Source organism: Streptomyces sp. AMJ-169 (genome assembly GCF_055597585.1).
In genome coordinates this window covers 13,775-32,517 of record NZ_JBVLTJ010000021.1, presented here as the reverse complement: position 1 = coordinate 32,517, position 18,743 = coordinate 13,775, and the positions used below count along the sequence as shown (strand labels likewise).

General features: G+C 72.0%; 15 protein-coding genes and 1 pseudogene. 7 read left to right on the top strand and 9 right to left on the bottom strand.

All coding sequences use genetic code 11. From position 1 onward, the window contains the following. Position 1: 1 nt before the first annotated feature. The 4 genes from ACYUD3_RS35075 to ACYUD3_RS35060 are packed head-to-tail and all read left to right on the top strand — an operon-like array spanning position 2 to position 5,818. A complete protein-coding gene (locus ACYUD3_RS35075) occupies positions 2-1,003 on the top strand; it encodes a carbohydrate ABC transporter permease (protein WP_470979328.1) in 1,002 nt (333 codons plus the stop codon). Further along, a complete protein-coding gene (locus ACYUD3_RS35070; RefSeq protein ID WP_470979325.1) occupies positions 1,000-1,881 on the top strand; it encodes a carbohydrate ABC transporter permease in 882 nt (293 codons plus the stop codon). Before ACYUD3_RS35075 ends, ACYUD3_RS35070 begins: the two co-directional genes overlap by 4 nt. A 53-nt stretch (positions 1,882-1,934) precedes the next feature. Continuing rightward, the gene (locus ACYUD3_RS35065) at positions 1,935-4,058 is read left to right on the top strand and encodes a beta-galactosidase (RefSeq protein WP_470979321.1); all 2,124 of its coding nucleotides are present in this window, start codon (positions 1,935-1,937) and stop codon (positions 4,056-4,058) included. Next, positions 4,055-5,818, top strand: a complete 1,764-nt coding sequence (locus ACYUD3_RS35060; RefSeq protein ID WP_470979317.1) for an RICIN domain-containing protein — start codon at positions 4,055-4,057, stop codon at positions 5,816-5,818. Before ACYUD3_RS35065 ends, ACYUD3_RS35060 begins: the two co-directional genes overlap by 4 nt. Before the next feature lie 98 nt (positions 5,819-5,916). Here ACYUD3_RS35060 and ACYUD3_RS35055 read toward each other — a convergent pair whose 3' ends face one another. The 3 genes from ACYUD3_RS35055 to ACYUD3_RS35045 form a co-directional block, all read right to left on the bottom strand. Then, a complete protein-coding gene (locus ACYUD3_RS35055; protein ID WP_470979314.1) occupies positions 5,917-7,191 on the bottom strand; it encodes a YhgE/Pip domain-containing protein in 1,275 nt (424 codons plus the stop codon). Between the two features lie 95 nt (positions 7,192-7,286). After that, complete coding sequence (locus ACYUD3_RS35050; RefSeq protein WP_470979311.1) at positions 7,287-8,051, bottom strand: SDR family oxidoreductase; 765 nt, start codon at positions 8,049-8,051, stop codon at positions 7,287-7,289. Between the two features lie 31 nt (positions 8,052-8,082). Next, on the bottom strand, positions 8,083-9,459 hold the full coding sequence (locus tag ACYUD3_RS35045) for an FAD-binding oxidoreductase (protein WP_470979308.1): 1,377 nt from the start codon (positions 9,457-9,459) through the stop codon (positions 8,083-8,085). Positions 9,460-9,599: 140 nt separating this feature from the next. Here ACYUD3_RS35045 and ACYUD3_RS35040 point away from each other — a divergent pair, with 140 nt between their 5' ends. Further along, positions 9,600-10,622 carry a helix-turn-helix transcriptional regulator gene (locus tag ACYUD3_RS35040; protein WP_470979305.1) on the top strand — a complete coding sequence of 341 codons (1,023 nt, stop codon included), beginning with the start codon at positions 9,600-9,602 and terminating at the stop codon, positions 10,620-10,622. On the opposite strand, the gene ACYUD3_RS35035 is transcribed toward ACYUD3_RS35040, so the two are convergent. From ACYUD3_RS35035 to ACYUD3_RS35015, 5 genes and pseudogenes are all read right to left on the bottom strand, one after another. Further along, positions 10,604-11,605 carry an Lrp/AsnC family transcriptional regulator gene (locus tag ACYUD3_RS35035; protein ID WP_470979302.1) on the bottom strand — a complete coding sequence of 334 codons (1,002 nt, stop codon included), beginning with the start codon at positions 11,603-11,605 and terminating at the stop codon, positions 10,604-10,606. The two genes, ACYUD3_RS35040 and ACYUD3_RS35035, sit on opposite strands and share 19 nt — an antisense overlap. Positions 11,606-11,661: 56 nt before the next feature. Further along, positions 11,662-13,242 (bottom strand): MFS transporter, encoded by a 1,581-nt coding sequence (locus ACYUD3_RS35030; RefSeq protein WP_470979511.1) that lies wholly within the window; start codon positions 13,240-13,242, stop codon positions 11,662-11,664. A gap of 235 nt (positions 13,243-13,477) precedes the next feature. Next, positions 13,478-14,857 carry a glycoside hydrolase family 43 protein gene (locus ACYUD3_RS35025; RefSeq protein ID WP_470979299.1) on the bottom strand — a complete coding sequence of 460 codons (1,380 nt, stop codon included), beginning with the start codon at positions 14,855-14,857 and terminating at the stop codon, positions 13,478-13,480. A 208-nt stretch (positions 14,858-15,065) separates the two neighbouring features. Continuing rightward, positions 15,066-15,230 (bottom strand): annotated as a pseudogene (locus ACYUD3_RS35020) (sugar phosphate isomerase/epimerase); the annotation flags it as partial. Next, a complete protein-coding gene (locus ACYUD3_RS35015) occupies positions 15,227-16,261 on the bottom strand; it encodes a Gfo/Idh/MocA family oxidoreductase (protein WP_470979294.1) in 1,035 nt (344 codons plus the stop codon). The gene ACYUD3_RS35015 and the pseudogene ACYUD3_RS35020, both read right to left, overlap by 4 nt. 194 nt (positions 16,262-16,455) lie before the next feature. Here ACYUD3_RS35015 and ACYUD3_RS35010 point away from each other — a divergent pair, with 194 nt between their 5' ends. Together ACYUD3_RS35010 and ACYUD3_RS35005 are read left to right on the top strand one after the other, a co-directional pair. Continuing rightward, a complete protein-coding gene (locus tag ACYUD3_RS35010; RefSeq protein WP_470979509.1) occupies positions 16,456-17,466 on the top strand; it encodes a LacI family DNA-binding transcriptional regulator in 1,011 nt (336 codons plus the stop codon). A gap of 78 nt (positions 17,467-17,544) precedes the next feature. Further along, complete coding sequence (locus tag ACYUD3_RS35005) at positions 17,545-18,108, top strand: EF-hand domain-containing protein (protein ID WP_470979289.1); 564 nt, start codon at positions 17,545-17,547, stop codon at positions 18,106-18,108. Between the two features lie 25 nt (positions 18,109-18,133). On the opposite strand, the gene ACYUD3_RS35000 is transcribed toward ACYUD3_RS35005, so the two are convergent. Further along, a complete protein-coding gene (locus tag ACYUD3_RS35000) occupies positions 18,134-18,715 on the bottom strand; it encodes a hypothetical protein (RefSeq protein ID WP_470979286.1) in 582 nt (193 codons plus the stop codon). Between the last annotated feature and the right edge of the window lie 28 nt (positions 18,716-18,743).

Sequence of the window (18,743 nt, the reverse complement as noted above, 5' to 3'; positions counted from 1 at the left end):
GATGCCGACACCCACCGGAAAATCGACGCCGGCCGGGAAACCGACGCCCAGCAAAAAGACGGCGCCCGCCGGAAAGCCGACGCCCACCCCAACTCCCGCCCCCACCAGGGCGATCACCCCCCTCCGCACAGCCGCCCGCCGCTCCGCCGGCCCCCTCTTCGTCGCCCCCTTCCTCACCCTCTTCGCCCTCCTCTTCCTCGCCCCCCTCGGCTACGCCGCCTACCTCAGCCTCTTCCGCGAACGCCTCATCGGCGGCACCCTCTTCGTCGGCCTCGACAACTACACGCAGGCCCTGCGCGACCCCCAACTCCTGCACGGCGTGGGCCGGGTGGCCCTCTTCTTCGTCATCCAGGTCCCCGTCATGCTCCTGCTCGCCCTCCTCTTCGCGCTCGCCCTGGACAGCGGACTGGTACGGCTCGCCCGCGTCGTACGGCTCGGCATCTTCGTCCCCTACGCCGTGCCGAGCGTCGTCGCCGCGCTGATGTGGGGCTACCTCTACGGCCGCGACTTCGGCCCGTTCGCCCAGTTCGGCCGTGAACTCGGCCTGCGCGTACCGGACTTCCTCAGCGACACATGGATGCTGCCGAGCCTCGCGAACATCGTCACCTGGGAGTTCACCGGCTACAACATGATCATCCTGTACGCGGCGCTGCGCACGATCCCGCACGAGCTGTACGAGGCCGCCGCGATGGACGGCGCGGGTGCCTGGCGCACCGCCTGGTCGGTCAAACTCCCCGCGCTGCGGCCCGCGTTGATGCTCACCCTGCTGTTCTCGGTGATCGGCAGCTTCCAGCTCTTCAACGAGCCGAGCCTGCTGATGAAGATCGCCCCGGACGTCATCACCAGCTCCTACACCGCCAACCTCTACGCCTACTCCCTCGCCTTCACCGGCCAGCAGGTCAACTACGCGGCCACGGTGTCCTTCCTCCTCGGACTGGTCATCGTCATCGCCTCGTACGCCGTCCTGCTGACCGCGAACCGCAGCAGCAGGAGGACGCCGTGACGATCACCTCCGACCGGCCCGCACGCGGGAGCCGGCGCAGCACGCCCCTGACCATCGCCATGTTCGCCGCGCTGGCCTACTTCCTGCTGCCCCTCATCTGGCTGCTGGTCGCCTCGACCAAGAGCACGCAGGACCTGTTCACCACCTTCGGGCTGTGGTTCTCCGACGCGCCGCAGCTGTTCGCGAACGTCAAGGAGACGTTCACGCAGGACGGCGGGGTCTTCGGGCACTGGCTGCTCAACACCGTGGTGTACGCGGGCGTCAGCTCGGTGGGCGCCGCCGTGCTGGCCGCGGCCGGCGGGTACGGGTTCGCCAAGTTCCGCTTCCGGGGCGACCGGTTGGCGTTCAACCTGGTCCTCGGCGCCGTCATGGTGCCGGCCACCGCGCTCGCCATCCCGACGTATCTCCTGTTCGCGCAGGCCCACTTGGTGAACACGCCGTGGGCGGTGATCCTGCCGTCCCTGGTCAACCCGTTCGGGCTGTACCTGATGCGGATCTACGCCGAGGACGCCGTCCCCGACAGCCTCCTGGAGGCCGCCCGCCTCGACGGCGCGGGGGAGCTGCGGATCTTCCTCGGGATCGCGCTGCGGCTGCTCGGGCCCGGACTGGTCACCGTCCTGCTGTTCACGCTGGTGGCGACCTGGAACAACTACTTCCTGCCGCTGATCATGCTCAACGACCCCGACCTGTACCCCGTCACCGTCGGCCTGTCCGCGTGGGCCGCGCAGGCGCAGAACGGCGGCGCGGGCGCGAGCGGCGACATGCTCGCCCTCGTCGTCACCGGCTCCCTCATCTCCGTCGTCCCCCTCGTCGTCGCCTTCCTGCTGCTCCAGCGCCACTGGCAGAGCGGACTGGCCGCCGGCGGCGTCAAGCAGTAACTCCCCCTCGGCAACCCCTCGTTCGGCAACTCCCTTTCCCTCAAGGAGACTTCATGGCGGATCTCCCCGCCCGCGTCCTGTTCGGTGCCGCCTACTACCACGAGTACCAGCCCTACGACCGCCCGGCCGAGCGCCTCAAGACCGACCTCGACCTCATGGCCGAGGCCCGCTTCAGCGTGATCCGCGTCGGCGAGTCCGTCTGGTCGACGTGGGAGCCCGAGAACGGCGTCTTCGACCTCGAATGGCTCCAGCCCGTCCTCGACGGCGCCCACGAACGCGGCATCGCCGTCGTCCTCGGCACCCCCACCTACGCCGTCCCGCCGTGGCTGGCCCGCCAGTACCCCGAGATCACCGGCGAACGCCGCACCGGCGAGCGCATCGGCTGGGGCGCCCGCCAGGAAGTCGACTTCACCCACCCCGCGTTCCGCTTCCACGCCGAACGCGTCATCCGCCGCATCCTCGGCCGCTACGCCGATCACCCGGCGGTCATCGGCTTCCAGGTCGACAACGAACCCGGCAACGAACTCCTGCACAACCGGGGCGTGTTCGAGCGCTTCGTCGACCATCTGCGGCACAGGTACGGCGACATCGAGAACCTGAACCGCGAGTGGGGCCTCGTCTACTGGTCGCACCGCCTGTCCACCTGGGCCGACCTGTGGACCCCCGACGGCAACGTCCAGCCCCAATACGACGTAGCCTGGCGGGAGTTCCAGGCCCGCCAGGTCACCGAGTTCATCGGCTGGCAGGCCGACATCGCCCGCGAATACGCCAACCCCGGCCAGTTCGTCACGACCTGCATCTCCTACACCCGCCCGGCCGTCGAGGACGACGAGCTGACCGACCGCCTCGACATCGCCTCCGGCAACCCCTACTACACGATGCAGGACGGGCTGCTCCTGCCCGACCCCGCCGACCGCGACCAGAAGTGGCAGACCGACGGCGTCTGGTCCCTCTACCAGACCGCCGACTGGATGTTCGCCTCCCGCCAGGCCCCGTTCCTCGTCACCGAGACCAACGCCGGTTCCATCGGCTTCCCTTGGGACAACCGCCCCGCCTACGACGGCCAATGGCGGCAAGCCGCCTGGGCGTTGGTCTCCCGGGGCGCCCGCATGATCGAGTACTGGCACTGGCACACCCTGCACTTCGGCGCCGAGACCTACTGGGGCGGCATCCTCCCGCACACCGGCCGCCCGGGCCGCACCTACGCCGAACTCGCCCGCCTCGGCGCCGAGTTCGAACAGGCGGGCCCCCTCGTCGTCGACCTCGAACCCGACGCCGACCTCACCCTCGTCTACTCGACCCCCAGCAAGTGGCTGATGCAGAAGTACCCGCCGCTCGCCACCGGGGACGGCGAACCCGACCCGGCCGCCTACCACCGCATCCTCGACCCCTTCTACCGGGGCGCGTTCGACGCGGGCCGCCAGGTACGCCTCGTGCACGCCCGCCAGTTGCACGACCCCACCGGCGAACGCCCCGGCCCCACACCGCAGCAGGCCGCCCACGACCACCCCGTCCTCGTCGCCCCCGCCCTCTACCTCGCCGCCGACTCCACCCTCGACTGGCTCGCCGCCTACGCCCACGCCGGCGGCCACCTCGTCCTCGGCCCCCGCACCGGCTACGCCGACCTGGAGGCCCGCGCCCGCGCCGAGGCGGGCCCCGCCCGGCTCACCGAAGCGGCCGGAGTGTCGTACGACGAGTTCAGCAACCTCGTACAGGACCTACCCGTTACCGCCGCCGGCGACCTCCGCCTCCCGGACGGCGCCACCGCCACGCGCTGGGCGGACGGGCTGACCGTCGCGGACGCCGACGTCCTCGCCTCCTACATACACCCGCACTTCGGGCGCTGGCCCGCCGCCACCACCCGGCGGCACGGCGCGGGCCGGATCACCTGCGTCGGGACCGTCCCCGGACGGGAGTTCGCGCGGGCGCTCACCGAATGGCTGGTGCCGCGGCCCCGGCACGGATGGACCGGGCTGCCCGAGACGGTGACCGTGACGACCGGCACCGCGCCCGACGGGCGGCGCGTGCACACCGTCCACAACTGGAGCTGGGAGCCGGCCACCGCGACCGCCCCGGCCGACCTGACCGACATTCTCAACGGCGCTGTCCTGCACGCCGGTTCGCCGCTCGCACTCGGCCCCTGGGACGTGCGCGTCCTCACCACGGAGGAACTGTGAAGACCCGAACCTGGGGAAGCGCGCTCGCCGCTGCCGCACTCCTCCTCGTCCCGGCCGCCGAGGCCCAGGGCTACAGCCCGACCGGCGGCATCCTCTACCAACTCGGCTCCGAACCCTGCCTGAAGGGCCGCGGCAACTGCGCGATCTACCCCAAGTCGGTCCAGCTGCCCGGCGGCCGGCTCATCGCGTCGTTCGAGAAGTCCACCGTCGTCCCCGCGACCGGCAGCGCCGACGGACAGACCCTGCCCGTCTACAAGAGCGACGACAACGGCACGACCTGGCAGCACCTCTCCGAGGTCAAAGCCCCCGCCTACCTCGGCAACTACCCTAAATACACGAGCAATTGGACCAACCCCTACCTGTACGTCCTCCCGCAGGACGTCGGCGCCCTCAAGCGCGGCACGCTGCTCCTGGCGAGCGTCGTCTCCGGCGACGACGCCTACTACAAGGAGCACAAGGCCGCCGACCCGAACTGGACGCCCTCCAACGACGGCGACCGCAAGGACCTCGCGATCGCGCTGTACGCGAGCGACGACCAGGGCGTGAACTGGCGGGTCGTCAACATCGTGGCCACCGGCGGCTGGCAGGGCGGCAGCGCGGGCGCGACCGGCCAGAACGTGGCAGCGGCCAACACCCACCGCCAGGTGGACCCGCTGTGGGAACCGTATTTGATGGTGTATCAGGGCAAGCTCGTCTGCTACTACTCCGACGAGAACGACTACACCGGCTTCGACCCGAGGACCGGCGTACCCGTCCTCGACCCCGCGAACGACACCGCCGCCGACTCCCACGGCCAGATCCTCGCCCACCGCACCTGGGACGGCGACGCCCCCGCCTGGAGCGCGCCGGTCGTCGACCTCGCCGGCCTGAGCGACGCCCAGGGCATCGGCGGCGGCCGGCCGGGCATGACCAACGTCGTACCGACGACTGACGGCAAGTGGCTGCTGACGTACGAGTACTGGGGCGGCGGCGCCAATACGCGTTACCGGCTCGCCGACAACCCCCTTGAGTTCTACCGGGGTTCACCGACCGGCGACGGCGTCGGCCAACTCCCCGTCGCCCCCGGCTCCCGCCCGCTCGCCACCGGCGGCAGCCCCGTCCTCATCCGCCTCCCCGACGGCCGCCTCGTCTACAACGCGGCGAGCAGCGGCAGCGTCTGGGTCAACGACAGCGGGCGCGGCGACGGGGTGTGGAAGGAGTACCAGACCACCCTCGGCCCCGGGTACAGCCGCAACCTCCAGTACGACACCGTCACCGGCCGCGTCGTCATCCTGCGCAACCAAGGCACCTCCACCCTGGCCTACGCGGAGGTCGACCTCGGCCGCTCGGCCGGCGCCTACTACCGGGTGACCAACAGGAAGACGGGCCAGGTCCTCGGCACAGGCGACAAGACCAACGACGCCAACCTCGGCAACGGCGACGTCCCCGACGTCCGCCTGGAGCCGGCCGGATCGGCGGCGAACCCCGACACCCAGTACTGGCACGTCACCGCCGAACCACAAGGCGGCGTCACCCTCCTCAACAAGTCCGGCGGCCGGGCGGCGGCGATCTGGACCGGCAACGCGACCGCAGGCCAGCGCATCGGGCAGTGGGTCGACGACAGCCCCCAGGGCACGTGGAACCGGATCACGACGAGCGACGGGTACGTGCGCTTCCAGTCGGTGAAGAACCCGGCGCTGTATCTGACCGGGACGGCTGAGGGGGTGACGTTGCAGGTGGAGGCCGGGGACGGCTCGCAGGAGTGGAGGTTGACTCCGTAGTCATGTCTACGTAGTCATGTCTGCGGTGTCATGACTACGCAGACATGACTACGGAGTCTGACTGCGCAGTCATGACACCGCAGTCAGACTCCGCCCCCTCACTGCGGCTGCGGCGTAAACCGCTTATGCCCCGCCCGGTCGTAATACCGGGTCATCCCGAACCCGAACAGCAGCGCCAGAACGAAACCGACGGCGATCATCAGCCAGGACCGCGACAGCCCGGCGTCGCCGCGCGCGTCGAAGTAGAGGATCGCGCGCACCCCGTCGCCGAGCTGCCGCATCGGCTCGAAGTGCGACAGGAACCGGTAGAACCCGGGCACGGCCTGGAGCGGGACGGTCGTACCGGAGGAGGGCAGGCCGAGGACGATGAACACGAACATCGCGACGAGCTGCCCGATGCCGCCGAAGGCCGCGTTGATCGCGAGGGTGCCGAGGCCGACGGCGAGGGTCGCGCAGTACGAGAACACCCACAGCAGCGGCAGGTGGGTCGCGTCGATGCCGAGGATGCCGACGCACGCCAGCATCACCAGGGAGGAGCTGAGCAGGGTGATGCCGGCCGTCATCAGCATTTTCAGCAGCAGTGTCTGGGTGCGGCTGATGGGGATGGTCGGCCGGCGGGTGTGCAGCGGGCCCATCTCGATGTCGGCGTAGCCGAGGGCGCCGTCGACGCCGGTGTGGATGACGTTGCCGGCCATGAAACCGGCCAGGACCAGCAGCAGCGCGTAGTAGAACGCGGTCAGGCCGATGCCGCTGTTGTCGCCGATGGGGTGGCCGACGGCGGTGGTGATCTGCACCGGGTCCGCGAGGAGGAGTTTCGTGGGGCCGCTCGCGTTCGCGCCCGCCGTCGCCGTCAGCTGTTTGCCGATCGTCAGCGAGGACTGCTGTGCGGCCGTCGTGGTGATCCTGCTGGCGAGGGAGGAGCCGAGGCTGCCCTTGGCCGGGTTGGTGAGGACCGTCAGGGTGGGGCGGGCGCTCGCGCCGGCCGTGGCGAGGGCCAGGGTGCGGTCGGTGAAGTCGGCGGGGATCAGCAGGGCGCCGTACACCTTGCCGCTGTCCAGCTGGTCCTGGGCCTGTGCGCGGGTCAGGACGCGCCAGTCGGCCTTGTCGCCCGCGCTCTTCGCCGTCAGGGCGGCCGTGATCTGCGCGCCCAGGTTCTGCCGCTGGCCGGCGGGCGGTTCGCCCTGGTCGGCGTCGACCAGGGCGATCGGGAGGTGGCGCAGGTGCTTGTTCGGGTTGACGATGCCGCCCATGTAGAGCAGGGACAGCAGGAAGGCGAGGACCGCGGCGAGGATCGTCGGCAGCAGCCACAGCCTGGGGCGCCGGATCAGCGAGACCGCGCGGGCCTGGGGGGTGGCCGGGCTCTCGGAAGTCATGGTTCTCCGTCGGAACTCGGAACGCGAACAGCTTCCCCCAAGGTCAACACGGGCGCGGGCCCGCCGCACGCCGAGACGCGACGGGCCCTGTCACCTCACCAGGGCAGCGCGATGCCCTCCCGCGAGCCGTCCGCGCACCGGAACGTCCCCGTCGGCCCCTCGCCCGCGGGCAGCGTCGCCATGCGGACGATCAACCGGGCGCCCTCCGCCACGGGCAGCACCCCGGTGTTGCCGTTGGCGTCCGTCGGCACCCAGTTCGGCGAGACCGAGTTGACCAGGACACCGGCCGCCCGCAGCTCGCCCGCGTACATCACGGTCAGGGAGTTCAGCGCCGCCTTGGACGCGCTGTAGGCGAGGATCACCGGGAACTCGCCGTCGGCGAAGACGCCGGTCGGGTCGTGGTTCTCGGCCGCCGCCGTGACCGAGCCCAGCACGCTGCCGACGTTCACGATCCGGGCCGCGTCCGAACGGCGCAGCAGCGGCAGCAGCGCGTTGGTGACCCGGACGACACCGGTCACGTTCGCGTCGAAGGTCGCCTGGAGATGGTCCGCGGGCGTCTCGCTGGGCGCGATCCAGGGGCTGCTGAACCCGGCGTTGTTGACCAGCGCGTCCAGCCGGCCGCCGTGGTCCTCGATGTGCTTCGCGGCCAGCGCGACGCTCGCGTCGTCGGTCACGTCGAGCTGCACGAACCGCACGTCGTGGCCGAGCGCGCGCAGCTCGGCCTCGGCGGCCCGGCCGCGCCCGGTGTCGCGGGCGCCGAGCCAGACGGTGCCGCCGAGCGCGGCGAGCTGCTCGGCGACGGCGCGGCCCACGCCCTTGTTGGCGCCGGTGACGAGAGCGGTACGGGTGGGGGATGTCATGTGAAGTGCCTTACGCAGTACGGATGTCCGGTCAGGAAGCGGGGGTGATGTTCTTGTTGAAGCGCAGCAGGTTCCCCGGATCCCACGCGGCCTTCGCCCGCCGCAGCCGCGCGAGCTTCTCCGCCCCGCCCCACAGCCCGGCGCGCCACTCGTCGCCGAGGTCGGTGGTGAGGTTCAGATACCCGGAGCGCAGCGAGTGCGGCGCCAGCGCGGCGCTGCTCCCCGCGGCCCACGCGTCGTACCCGGCGTCCTGCTCCGGCGCGTCCCACAGGGCGACGGCCTGCCACAGCCAGGCGGCTCCCGCGCGCGGGAAGGCGGCCGAGGCGTCGTCGACGTCGTCGAGCGCCCCGCCCATCGCGATCAGGTTGACGGTCCCGCCCCAGCCGGGGGTCTCGGCGGTGGCCCGCTCCAGGACGGCCGCCGCGGCGGCCTCGTCCAGGCGGGGGAGGTAGCCGCTGCGGGAGGCGGCGCGCTTCCCGGCGGGCGCGGTGTCGTCGAGCATGCTGTTCGCCTCCAGCCAGGTCACCGGCCGGATCAGGTTCACCAGCGGCGTGCCCAGAGCGAGGAGCGGCTTGAGCACCGCGTCCGCCGCCTCCGGGTCGCCCGTGTACACCGGGGTCACTAGCAGCACCGGACGGCCGTGCGCCTCGGCCGGGATCATCGGCAGCGGCGGCGCCGGGGTGACCGTCACGACCAGGCCCAGCTCACGCGGGGCGTCCGCCAGGAACGCGTCCAGCGCGACCAGGACGCCGGGCGCCTCGTGCAGGCCGTACACCGCGAACCCGGCGACCGCCCGCGTCCCCATCGCGTGCGCGCGGTACGTGAACGCGGTGACGACGCCGAAGTTGCCGCCGCCCCCGCGCAGCGCCCAGAACAGCTCCTCGTTCTCGGTCGCCGACGCCCGCACCCGGCGGCCGTCGACGGTGACCAGCTCGCAGGAGAGCAGGCTGTCGACGGTCGCGCCGTAGCGCCGCATGAGGTGGCCGACGCCGCCGCCGAGGGTGAGCCCGGCGATCCCCGTCGAGGTGACCGTGCCGGAGGGGACGACCAGGCCGTGCTCCTGCGTCGCCCGGTCCAGCTCGCCCAGGGTGACCCCGGCCTGCGCGCGGACGGTCCGTTCGCCGGGGTCGACGGTGACCGCGCGCAGCGCCGACAGGTCGAGGACCAGCGCGCCGCCCGGCATGGACCGGCCGTCGTAGTCGTGGCCGCCGCCGCGCACCGCGACCGGCGTCCCCGTCGCGGAGGCGTACCGCAGCATCGCCGCCACGTCGTCCTCGTCCTGGCAGCGCGCGATCAGCGCGGGGCCCTCGTCGGCGGCGCGGCCGTTGTTGACGGCGCGGGCGGCGTCGTACCCGTCGTCGCCGGGGCGCAGGAGGTGGCCGCGGAAGTCGGCCGGAAGTGCGGTCATGAGTGATGTGCTCCAGGAACGAAGTAGCTGGTGGAGCCCACTTTTCCGGGCCATACCTGCCAGGAACCGTCATGTTTTCCAGGTCACATCCGGCGGGATACCTGACAGCATCTGGCAGCTATAGGGGCGATGCTCGGTGCATGAAGTCCGACCGCCTGCTGGCGCTGCTCCTGCTGCTCCAGACGCACGGGCGGCTCTCCGCGACCGATCTCGCCGAGCGCCTCGAAGTGTCCGTGCGCACCGTCTTCCGCGACGTCGAGTCCCTGTCCACGGCCGGCGTCCCGGTCTACGCCGAGCGCGGCAGGAACGGCGGCATCGCGCTCGTGCCCGGCTACCGCACCGACGTCACCGGCCTGACCACCGACGAGGCCCGCGCCCTGTTCGTGCTGCTCGCCGACCGCACCCACGCCGACCTCGGCCTCGGCAAGGCGATCGGCTCCGCGCTGCGCAAGGTGATGGCCGCGCTGCCCGAACGGCACCGGGCCGCCGCCGACCTCGTCAGCCGCCGTGTCCTGGTCGACCCCGACCGCTGGCGCGCGGGCCCCCGCCCCGCCGTCGACCTCGGCGCCCTCCAGGAAGCCCTCTTCACCGACCGCCGGCTGCGGCTGTGCTACCGGCACGGCTCCGACGCCGTCGTACGCCGCTACACCCTCGACCCCTACGGCCTCGTCGACAAGGCCGGCGTCTGGTACCTCGTCGCCGACCACCGCACCGCGCCCCGCATGTTCCGCGTCGACCGCGTCCTGTCCGCCGAGGTCACCGACGAACCCGTACGCCGCCGCGGGAAGACCGAACTCGCCGACGTGTGGGCGGAGTTGAGACGCGGCATCGACGAGGCGCCGGCCGGCCTCGACGTCACCGTACGCGTCAGCCGCACGAGCCTCGCCCGCTTCCTGCGCCTGCACCAGGCCGACCTCGCGGCGCCCCCGCCCCCCGACCCGGCGGGGGAGTGGGTCCAACTCGCCCTGAAACTAAGGGCGGTGGGCGCGGCCCGCCCCTTGCTCGCGTTCGGCACGGACGTGGAGGTACTGGACCCGCCCGAGGTACGGGCCGAACTGGCGCGGGTGGCAAGGGAGATCGCGGATTTCTACGACGCCGGCGCCCCGTACACAGCCCACGCCCCGTCCGCCCCGGCCCCCCACCATCACCGCCCCGGCTCATAACTGAGCATCTTCACCTGCCGCAGCGTCAGCGCCGTCTCCACCGTGCGCACCCCCTCCAGCGCCCCGATCCGCCGGCTCAGGTACGTGTACAGCGCGGGCCCGTCCCGGTGCAGGGTCGCGGCGACGATGTTCGCGGGCCCGGTCACCGCCGCCGCGAACGCGACCTCCGGATGGCCGGCGAGCGCCTGTCCGACCTGGTCGAGCCGGTCGGGGGCGACGGTGAGCCACAGCATCGCGTCGGCGTGGTTGCCGAGCGGCGTCGGCTCGTGCTGCACGTCGAAGTACAGCACCCCCGACGACCGCAGCAGATCGAGACGGCGGCGCACCACCGACTCCGACTGCCCGGTCGCCGACTGGAGTTCACCGAGCGGGGCCCGCCCGTCCTGCCGCAGCACGGCGAGGATGCGCTCGTCCGTTTCGTCGATCCGCACCGGCCCCGGCTGCGCGGCGACCTCCGGCGGGCGCAGCGCGGCCTCCTCCGCCGGGGTGAGCGCGTCGATCTTGCTGAGCCAGCCGAGCGCGCCGCCGTAGAAGTGGTGCAGCACGGCGTGCGCGGTCATCGACAGGATGCGCGGGGTGCGCTGGAGCTGGTGCAGCAGCAGGTCGTCGCGGGCCTCGCGGCTCCGCGACCGGATCGAGCAGGTCACCTCGGTGCCGCCTGACTCCAGCGCGATGTACATCGTGTCCGGGCGCCTCGCCAGCGCCTGCGCGAGCCGCTCCGCCGCGTCGGGGACGCAGCGCAGCCGGATGATCCAGCTGCTGTGCCCGAGCCGGTCCTCGTCCGTCATGCCCAGCACCCGCATCCCCGCGCTCGCGCGCAGCTTGCGGTAGCGCCGGGCCACCGTCTGGTCGGACACCCCGAGAGCGTCGGCGATCCGGCTGAACGGCGCGCGGCCGTCCAGCTGGAAGGCCTGGAGCAGCTTGAGGTCGAGCGGATCGAACGCGCCCGGCTCCACGGGGGCTCCCTTCAAGACGGTGAACATGCCTCAAGGCCAGGAGCGTACGGCTCCCGGCCTCAAGGCTGCGTCCGCGACGTCTCCTACGCCTTGACGGCGCTCTCCCGCTGCTTCCCGGCGCCCCCGGCGACCGGACCGGAACCGCCGCCCCGCGCGCGGGGCGTACGCAGGAGCACCGCGCCGACCAGCGCCGCCGCCAGCGTCAGCACCGCCGCGATGACCAGGCACAGGTGCAGCCCGTCGAGGAACGCCTCGGACAGCGCGCTAAGGGCCCGCCCCCGGTCGGCGCCGAGGTCCATCCGGGCCACGGCCCCGATCCCGCCCTCGTCGACGGCCGCCCCGATCCGCCGGACCGTCGCCTGCGGGACCCCCGCGCCGGCGAGGTGACCGGGCAGCGCGTCCGCGGCCCTCGTACTGAGCACCGCGCCCAGGACGGCGGGCCCGAGCGCGCCGCCGACCTGCCGGAACGCGTTGTTCCCGGCGGCAGCCATCCCGGCGAGCGGATGCGGCACCGACGCCACGGCCGTCGCCGTCATCGGCGTGATGACGAACCCGAGGCCGAGGCCCAGCAGGACCAGCCGCCAGGACAGGGAGCCGTAGGAGGTGTGCACGCCGATCGAGGTCAGCGCCAGCAGCGCGCCCGCGGTGACGAGGAGGCCGCCCGTGATGAGGACGCGCGGCGACCAGTGGTGCATCAGACGCGACGCCGGCTGCGAGACCGCGATCGCGGCGAGCGTCACCAGGATCATCCGGCCCGCCGCCTCCAGGGTGGTCAGCTGCTGCACCATCCCGAAGTACAGGCTCAGCGCGAAGAAGAACCCGATCAGCCCGAGGAAGCTGATCATCGCGACCAGCGTGGTGGCGGTGAACGCGGCGCTGCGGAACAGCTTCAGATCCAGCATCGGACTGTCGCTGCGCCGCTCGGCGACGACGAACAGCACCGCGCCGACCGCCGCGAGCACCAGCGCGACGACGACCTTGGCGTCCCCGAACGAACCGGCGCCGCCCTCGATGACGCCGTACACCAGCGCCGTGATGGTGACCGCCGCGCTGATCTGCCCCGGCCAGTCCAGGCGCCGCGAACCCGGTGCCCGCGAGTCGGTGACGAAGCGGACCGAGGCCGGCAGCGCCAGCAGCGCGGCCGGGATCGGCAGCAGGTAGATCCACCGCCACGCGAAGTGCTCCAGGATCAGCCCGGCGACGACCGGACCGACCGCCAGCGCGCCCATCAGCGCCGTCGCCCACAGCCCGACGAACCTGCCGCGCTCCCGCGGGTCCGGCACGGCGTGGCTGATCAGCGCCAGCGTGGTCGGCAGCAGCGCCGCCGCGCCGAGCCCGGCCACCGCCTGCCCCGCCCACAGCACCTCGACATTCTGAGCGGACAGGGCGATCGCGGCGCCCGCCGCGCTGAACACCAGCCCCGCCTGGAAGACCTTCTTGCGGCCGTGCACATCGCCGAACACGCCCGCGGTGAGGATCAGCGCGGCCATCGGCAGCACGAACGCGTCGCTCACCCACGACAGTTCGGCGGTCGACGCGTGCAGCGCCCGCTGGATGGCCGGCAGGCTCACCGAGACCGTGGTCACCGGCAGATACGCGACGAACACTCCCACACAGGCCATGACGAGCGTCGCCGCTCTGGACCGGGGTGGCGTGGGCGCCATGGACGAGACGTTCACTGGGTTTCTCCCTCACGGTGCCGCGCGCCGCGATCGGCGCGCCGCTGCGGGAACTCTCACCCGCGGCGGCGACCACGACCGAGCCACGAAGCCCCGCGAGCCGGAAAACCGACATGAGGGAGGGGCCGGAGCGGGATTTCCGACAGGCGAGATCCCGCCGCCCGAACTGCCACCCGAGCCACCGACCAGGCTGCCGACCAGCCGCCGGCCACGTCAGCCCTTAGTAACCGACCCGGAACGTCGCGTCCTGCTGCTCCGTAGCCGTGGAGACCGGATCGATCCGCAGCGCGTAGCTGTAATGCCGGATGTACCGCGTCGGATTGTTGTACGAGCGGAACGACGCCCAGCTCGCGTCCGCGAGCCCCGCCGTACGGTAGAAGGTCGCGTCCCCCGCGAACGCCGACGTCCCGTCGTTGACGTCGAGTTGGAGGACATAGTTCGAGTGCCGCAGATACCGGTCCGGGTAGTTGACCGACCGGAAGGACACCCCGGAGCTGTCGGCGAGCCCCGGGACGAGCGTCCACAGGGAGTCCTTGTACGGCTCGACCGGGTACTCGTCGATCCGGCCGACGTAGTTGGAGTGGCGCACGTAACGCGCCGGGTAGTTGTACGACTTGAGCCGGTTCCAGGCGGGCGCGCCCCACTTGGCCAGCAGGTTGTCGTACTCGGCGCCGGTGATCGGGGTGACGCCGCAGTGCTTGGAGTTGAGCGGCTGCGTGTACGTCCTCTGGTCCAGCGCGGTCCAGGTCCCGGCGGACAGGCTGGAGGACTGCCAGGCGTAGAACACGCCGTTGGGCGTGTACGTGTCCCCCCACAGCCACCAAAGGCCGCTGTTCGTCAGCGACTTGACCAGGGTCGGCGCCTCCGTGCCGCCGTGCGCGACGCCGGTGCTGAACTCCGTGAAGCTGCCCGGGTCCAGCGTCGTCGAGCGGGCGCCGACGAGGGTCTGGTCCTTCTTGAAGTACAGGTAGTTGTAGCCGCCGACGCCGACCGCCATGTCACCGTCGATCACGTCGTAGCCGGGGTCGAAGAAGACCTGCGGGGCCGACGCCGTCACGAAGTCGGCGGTGTAGTTGACCATGATGACGTTGTGGCCGCTGGAGTTGACGGCCGAGTAGATCACCGCGTACTGGCCGCGCCCCGCGTCCCAGAACGCCTCCGGCGCCCAGCTGTGCGTCGTCATGTCGTGCAGCTTCAGCCGCCGGTACCCGGTGAACGTCCGGAGGTCGGCGGAGTCCCAGACATGGATGTACTGGCTGTTGTAGCTCCAGTCGGTGCCCTTGAGGTCGGTGGCGAGGACGACGAACCCGCCGCTCTGCCTGCGCAGCACGAACGGGTCGCGCAGCCCGCCCGCGCCCTCGGTGGGGGTGACGAGGGGGTCGTTCTGGTTCAGCGGCGTCCAGTTCAGCCCGTCCGGGCTGACCGCCAGATGCAGCCCGTAGTCGGTGCCGTCGCCGAGGTTCGTCGACTCGGTGAAGTACACCATCGCGTACGCCGAGTCGGCGGCCTGCGCGGTGCCGGCGCCCACCGTCAGCGCGACGGGCACGGCGGCGCCGGCGGCGAGGAGGGAGCGGCGGGAGAGGCGGGGGAGTGCGCTCATCTGTGGTCTCCGGGGGCTGTGAAAGGGGGCTGTGACCTCAAAAGGCTGGCCGACATTTCGAACATGGTTCGGGAAATCGGTCAGAAAGTAGGGTCTGGAGATGCCCGCGTCAATGGTCGCGGCACGAACTCGTGCGACCTGTGGGGAAGTTGTGGCCGAAGGTGTCGGCGATGTGCACGTGCCGGAGCCGGTCACCGGCGCAGCGCATCAGCTCCGCGATCCGCGCGTCGTCCGCACGCGGGTGCAGGAAGAACGGCATGAAGTCGGCGCGCGGCGACAACTCGATCTACGCGTAGCCGAGTTCGGCGACCGTACCGACCACGGCGTCCAGCGGCGGCGCGCGGAACATGTACGGGTCGAGGGCGATCTTCACGCGGTGCCTCCGTGGAACGCGGTGTCTGCGTAGAAGGCGGGACGGGGCTTGAGGCCGGTGGCGACGACGCGGCCGGACTCCAGGGCCTCGACGGTCGCGGCGGTGATGACGGTCGCGGCGTAGCCGTCCCAGGCGGAGGGCCCCGAAGGCTCCTGTCCGGCGGCGACCCCCGCGACCCACTCACGGAACTCGGTGTCGAAGGCGGCCCGGAACCGCTCGACCCAGTCGGTGGGCACAGCCGAAGTCCGCTGCCCCGAGGTACGCACGCTCACCGCCGCCGGGTCCGGCAGCCGTACGGTGCCGTCCTCACCGACGGCCTCGCACTGGATGTCGTAGCCGTAGCGGCAGTTGACGAACACCTCCAGGTCGATGCGCACCCCCTTGGCCGTCTCGAAGAGCATGATCTGCGGGTCCTTCAGATGCGCGGCCCGCCTGCTCGTGGCGCGCGGGACGACGACCTGGGCGGAGACGATCTCGTCGGCCAGGAGCCAGCGCAGGACGTCCACCTCGTGCACGGCCGTGTCCAGCGCCGCCATGGCGGAGGAGTAGGTGTCGGGGACGCTCGGATTGCGGTGCGCGCAGTGCACGATCAGCGGCTCCCCGATCCGCCCCGACTCCAGAACCTCCTTCAGCTGGCGGTACCCGGCGTCGTAGCGGCGCATGAAGCCGACCTGGACCAGACGGCGGCCGTGCGCCTGCTCCGCCGCGACGATCCTGAGGCAGTCCTCGGCGGTCGTGGCCAGGGGCTTCTCGCAGAACACCGGCTTGCCGGCCGCGACGGCGGCCAGGACGTGCTCGGCGTGGGTCGGACCCCAGGAGGTGACGAGGACGGCGTCCACGTCGTCCGCCGCGACGACGGCCGCCCCGTCCGGCAGCACCCGGGCCCCGACCGGCGCCGCCGCCTCCTCGGCGCGGGCCGGGTCGATGTCGGTGACCGCGGTGACGCGGGCGCCGGAGACGATGCGGGTGAGGCGCCGGATGTGCTCCTTGCCGATCCAGCCGGCGCCGATGACCCCTACACGTACGGTCATGTCACACGTCCTTCCGATGGCCTGCCGCGCTCTACTAGAGCGCTCTACGGAAGTACGATCAACCCTGCTCAAATGTCATGTCAATAGGTCGTCACCGGGAGATGCGCCCGTCCGGACCCCTGCGGCCGAGGACGTACAGTGGGCGACGTCGAAGGGTGGTGGGCACAGCGGTGACAGCGGGCAAGCGGCCGACGATGGCGGACGTGGCCGAGAAGGCGGGGGTCTCGCGGGCACTCGTCTCGATCGTCTTCCGCCATCAGCCAGGGGCGAGCCAGGAGACCCGCGACCGGGTCCTGCGCGTCGCCGAGGAGATGGGCTACCGCCTCGACCACGCGGCCCGGCTGCTCGCCCGGGGCCGCAGCCGCACCCTCGGCGTCCTCCTCACGGTCCACCAGCCCTTCCACGCCGACCTGGTCGAGGCGATCTACCCCGAGGCCGAACGCCTCGGCTACGACGTCCTGCTGTCGGCCACCGCCCCCGGCCGCGCCGAGGACAAAGCCGTCGAGGCCCTGCTCGCCCACCGCTGCGAGGCCGTCGTCCTCCTCGGCCCCGCCGCCGAACCCGCCGACCTCGACGCCCTCGGCCGGCGCACCGTCGCCGTCTGTGTCGGCCGCAAAGTACGCCACGCGCGCGTGGACAGCGTCCACACCGCCGAGGGCAAGGGCGTCCGCCTCGCCATGGACCACCTCGCAGCCCTCGGCCACCGCGCCGTCCTGCACATCGACGGCGGACGCGGCCCCGGCTCCGCCGAACGCCGCCGCGCCTACCGCGCCGCCATGCGCCGCCACGGCCTGGAGGCCGACCTGCGGATCGTCCCCGGCGACCACACCGAACGCTCCGGCATCGAGGCCGGCCGCATGCTGCTCGCCGAACGCGACCGGGGCCGCCCCCTGCCGACGGCCGTCCTCGCCGGCAACGACCGCTGCGCGATGGGCCTGCTGATGACCCTCACCCGCGGCGGCCTGGAGGTCCCCCGGGACCTGTCCGTCGTCGGCTACGACGACAGCCACCTCTCCCACCTCATGCCCCTCGGCCTCACCACCGTCCGCCAGGACGCCGCCGCGATGGCCGGGCACGCCGTCCGCTACGCCGTCGAACGCCTGGAGGACGAACGGCTGGAGCCCAGGGAAGCGGTCCTGGACCCCAAGCTGGTGGTGCGCGGCACCACCGGAGCGCCGCCCCGTAAGGGTGAACGGGACCGGTGATCCGGCTCCCGCCCTGAGACCCCGCGCGATGCTGGTCGCGGCCATCCGGAGGCCGCCGAACAGACAGAGGGGTTCCCGTTGAACGACGACCTGCTGACCATGAAGATCGCCCGCGGCTTCGACCACCTCGACGCCGACGGCGACGGCCGCCTCACCGAGGTCGACCACATCCTCATGGGAGAGGCATCGGCCCGCGCCCTCGGCCACGCGCCGGAGTCCGAGGCCGAACGCACGATCGTCGACGGCTACGTCACCATCTGGCGCGAGCTGCACCAGCCGCACGCGGGCGCCGCCGAGGCGATCACCCGCGAGGAGTTCATCACCTCCACCCGCACCCTCGCCGACGACCCGCAGGCCGCCGCCGCGACCGTCGGCCGGCTCGCCGAGCTCTACCTCTCCGTCGCGGACGCCGACGCCGACGGCCGCGTCGACGCCCACGAGTTCTTCGCCTTCCACCAGGGCCACTTCCCGACCCTCGGCCGCGACCGCGCCAACGTCGCCTTCCGCCGCCTCGACCGCGACGGCGACGGCACGCTCTCCTACGAGGAGTTCACCGCCGCGATCGTGGAGTACTGGACCAGCCGCGACCCCGAGGCCCCGGGCAACTGGTGGACCGGCGTCCACCCCCTGGAGGTGCAGTAACTGCCTTGCCCCGCAAGGGAGTCGTTCAGGACCGCATCAGATAGTGGAAGGTGAGCGAGCGGGCCCGGTCGGCGCTCAGCCCCAGCGCGGTGCCGACCGTGTCCCACGACGGCTCCTCGTCCTCCACCGCGTAAGCCGCCTCCTGCGCCACCGACCTCGTCAGCCGCTCCAGCGCCCCCACCGCCCGCAGCGCCGACACCGGCGCCTGATCGGCGAGCGACGCCAGCTGCTCCTGCAACCGGCCGATCGTGTCCGACAGCTCCTCCGGCAGCGGGATCGTCCGCCGCTCCACCGCCTCCATGTGCTCACCCCAGTCGTCCAGCGCCGCCTGCGTGTCCAGCTCGGCCGGCTCCCGCGCGCCCGCCCCCTCCCGGTCGACGCCGTGCACCGGACCGCGCCAGCCGCAGCCGCAGGCGGCCCGGAACCCCGCCGCGAGCGGCCGGCCCAGCCGCCCGTCGTACGCCCACCACTGGCTCGTCTCCACGATGCTCTCGGCGCTGGAGCCGAAGTCCAGGTAGACCGGCTTGGGTTCACTGCCGTCGGCGAGCACCGCGCCGGCGTACCCCTCGTGGGACGACCCGAACTCCTCGTGCCTCCACAGCTCCATGTCCGGCTTCCCCCTCCACTCCTCGGCT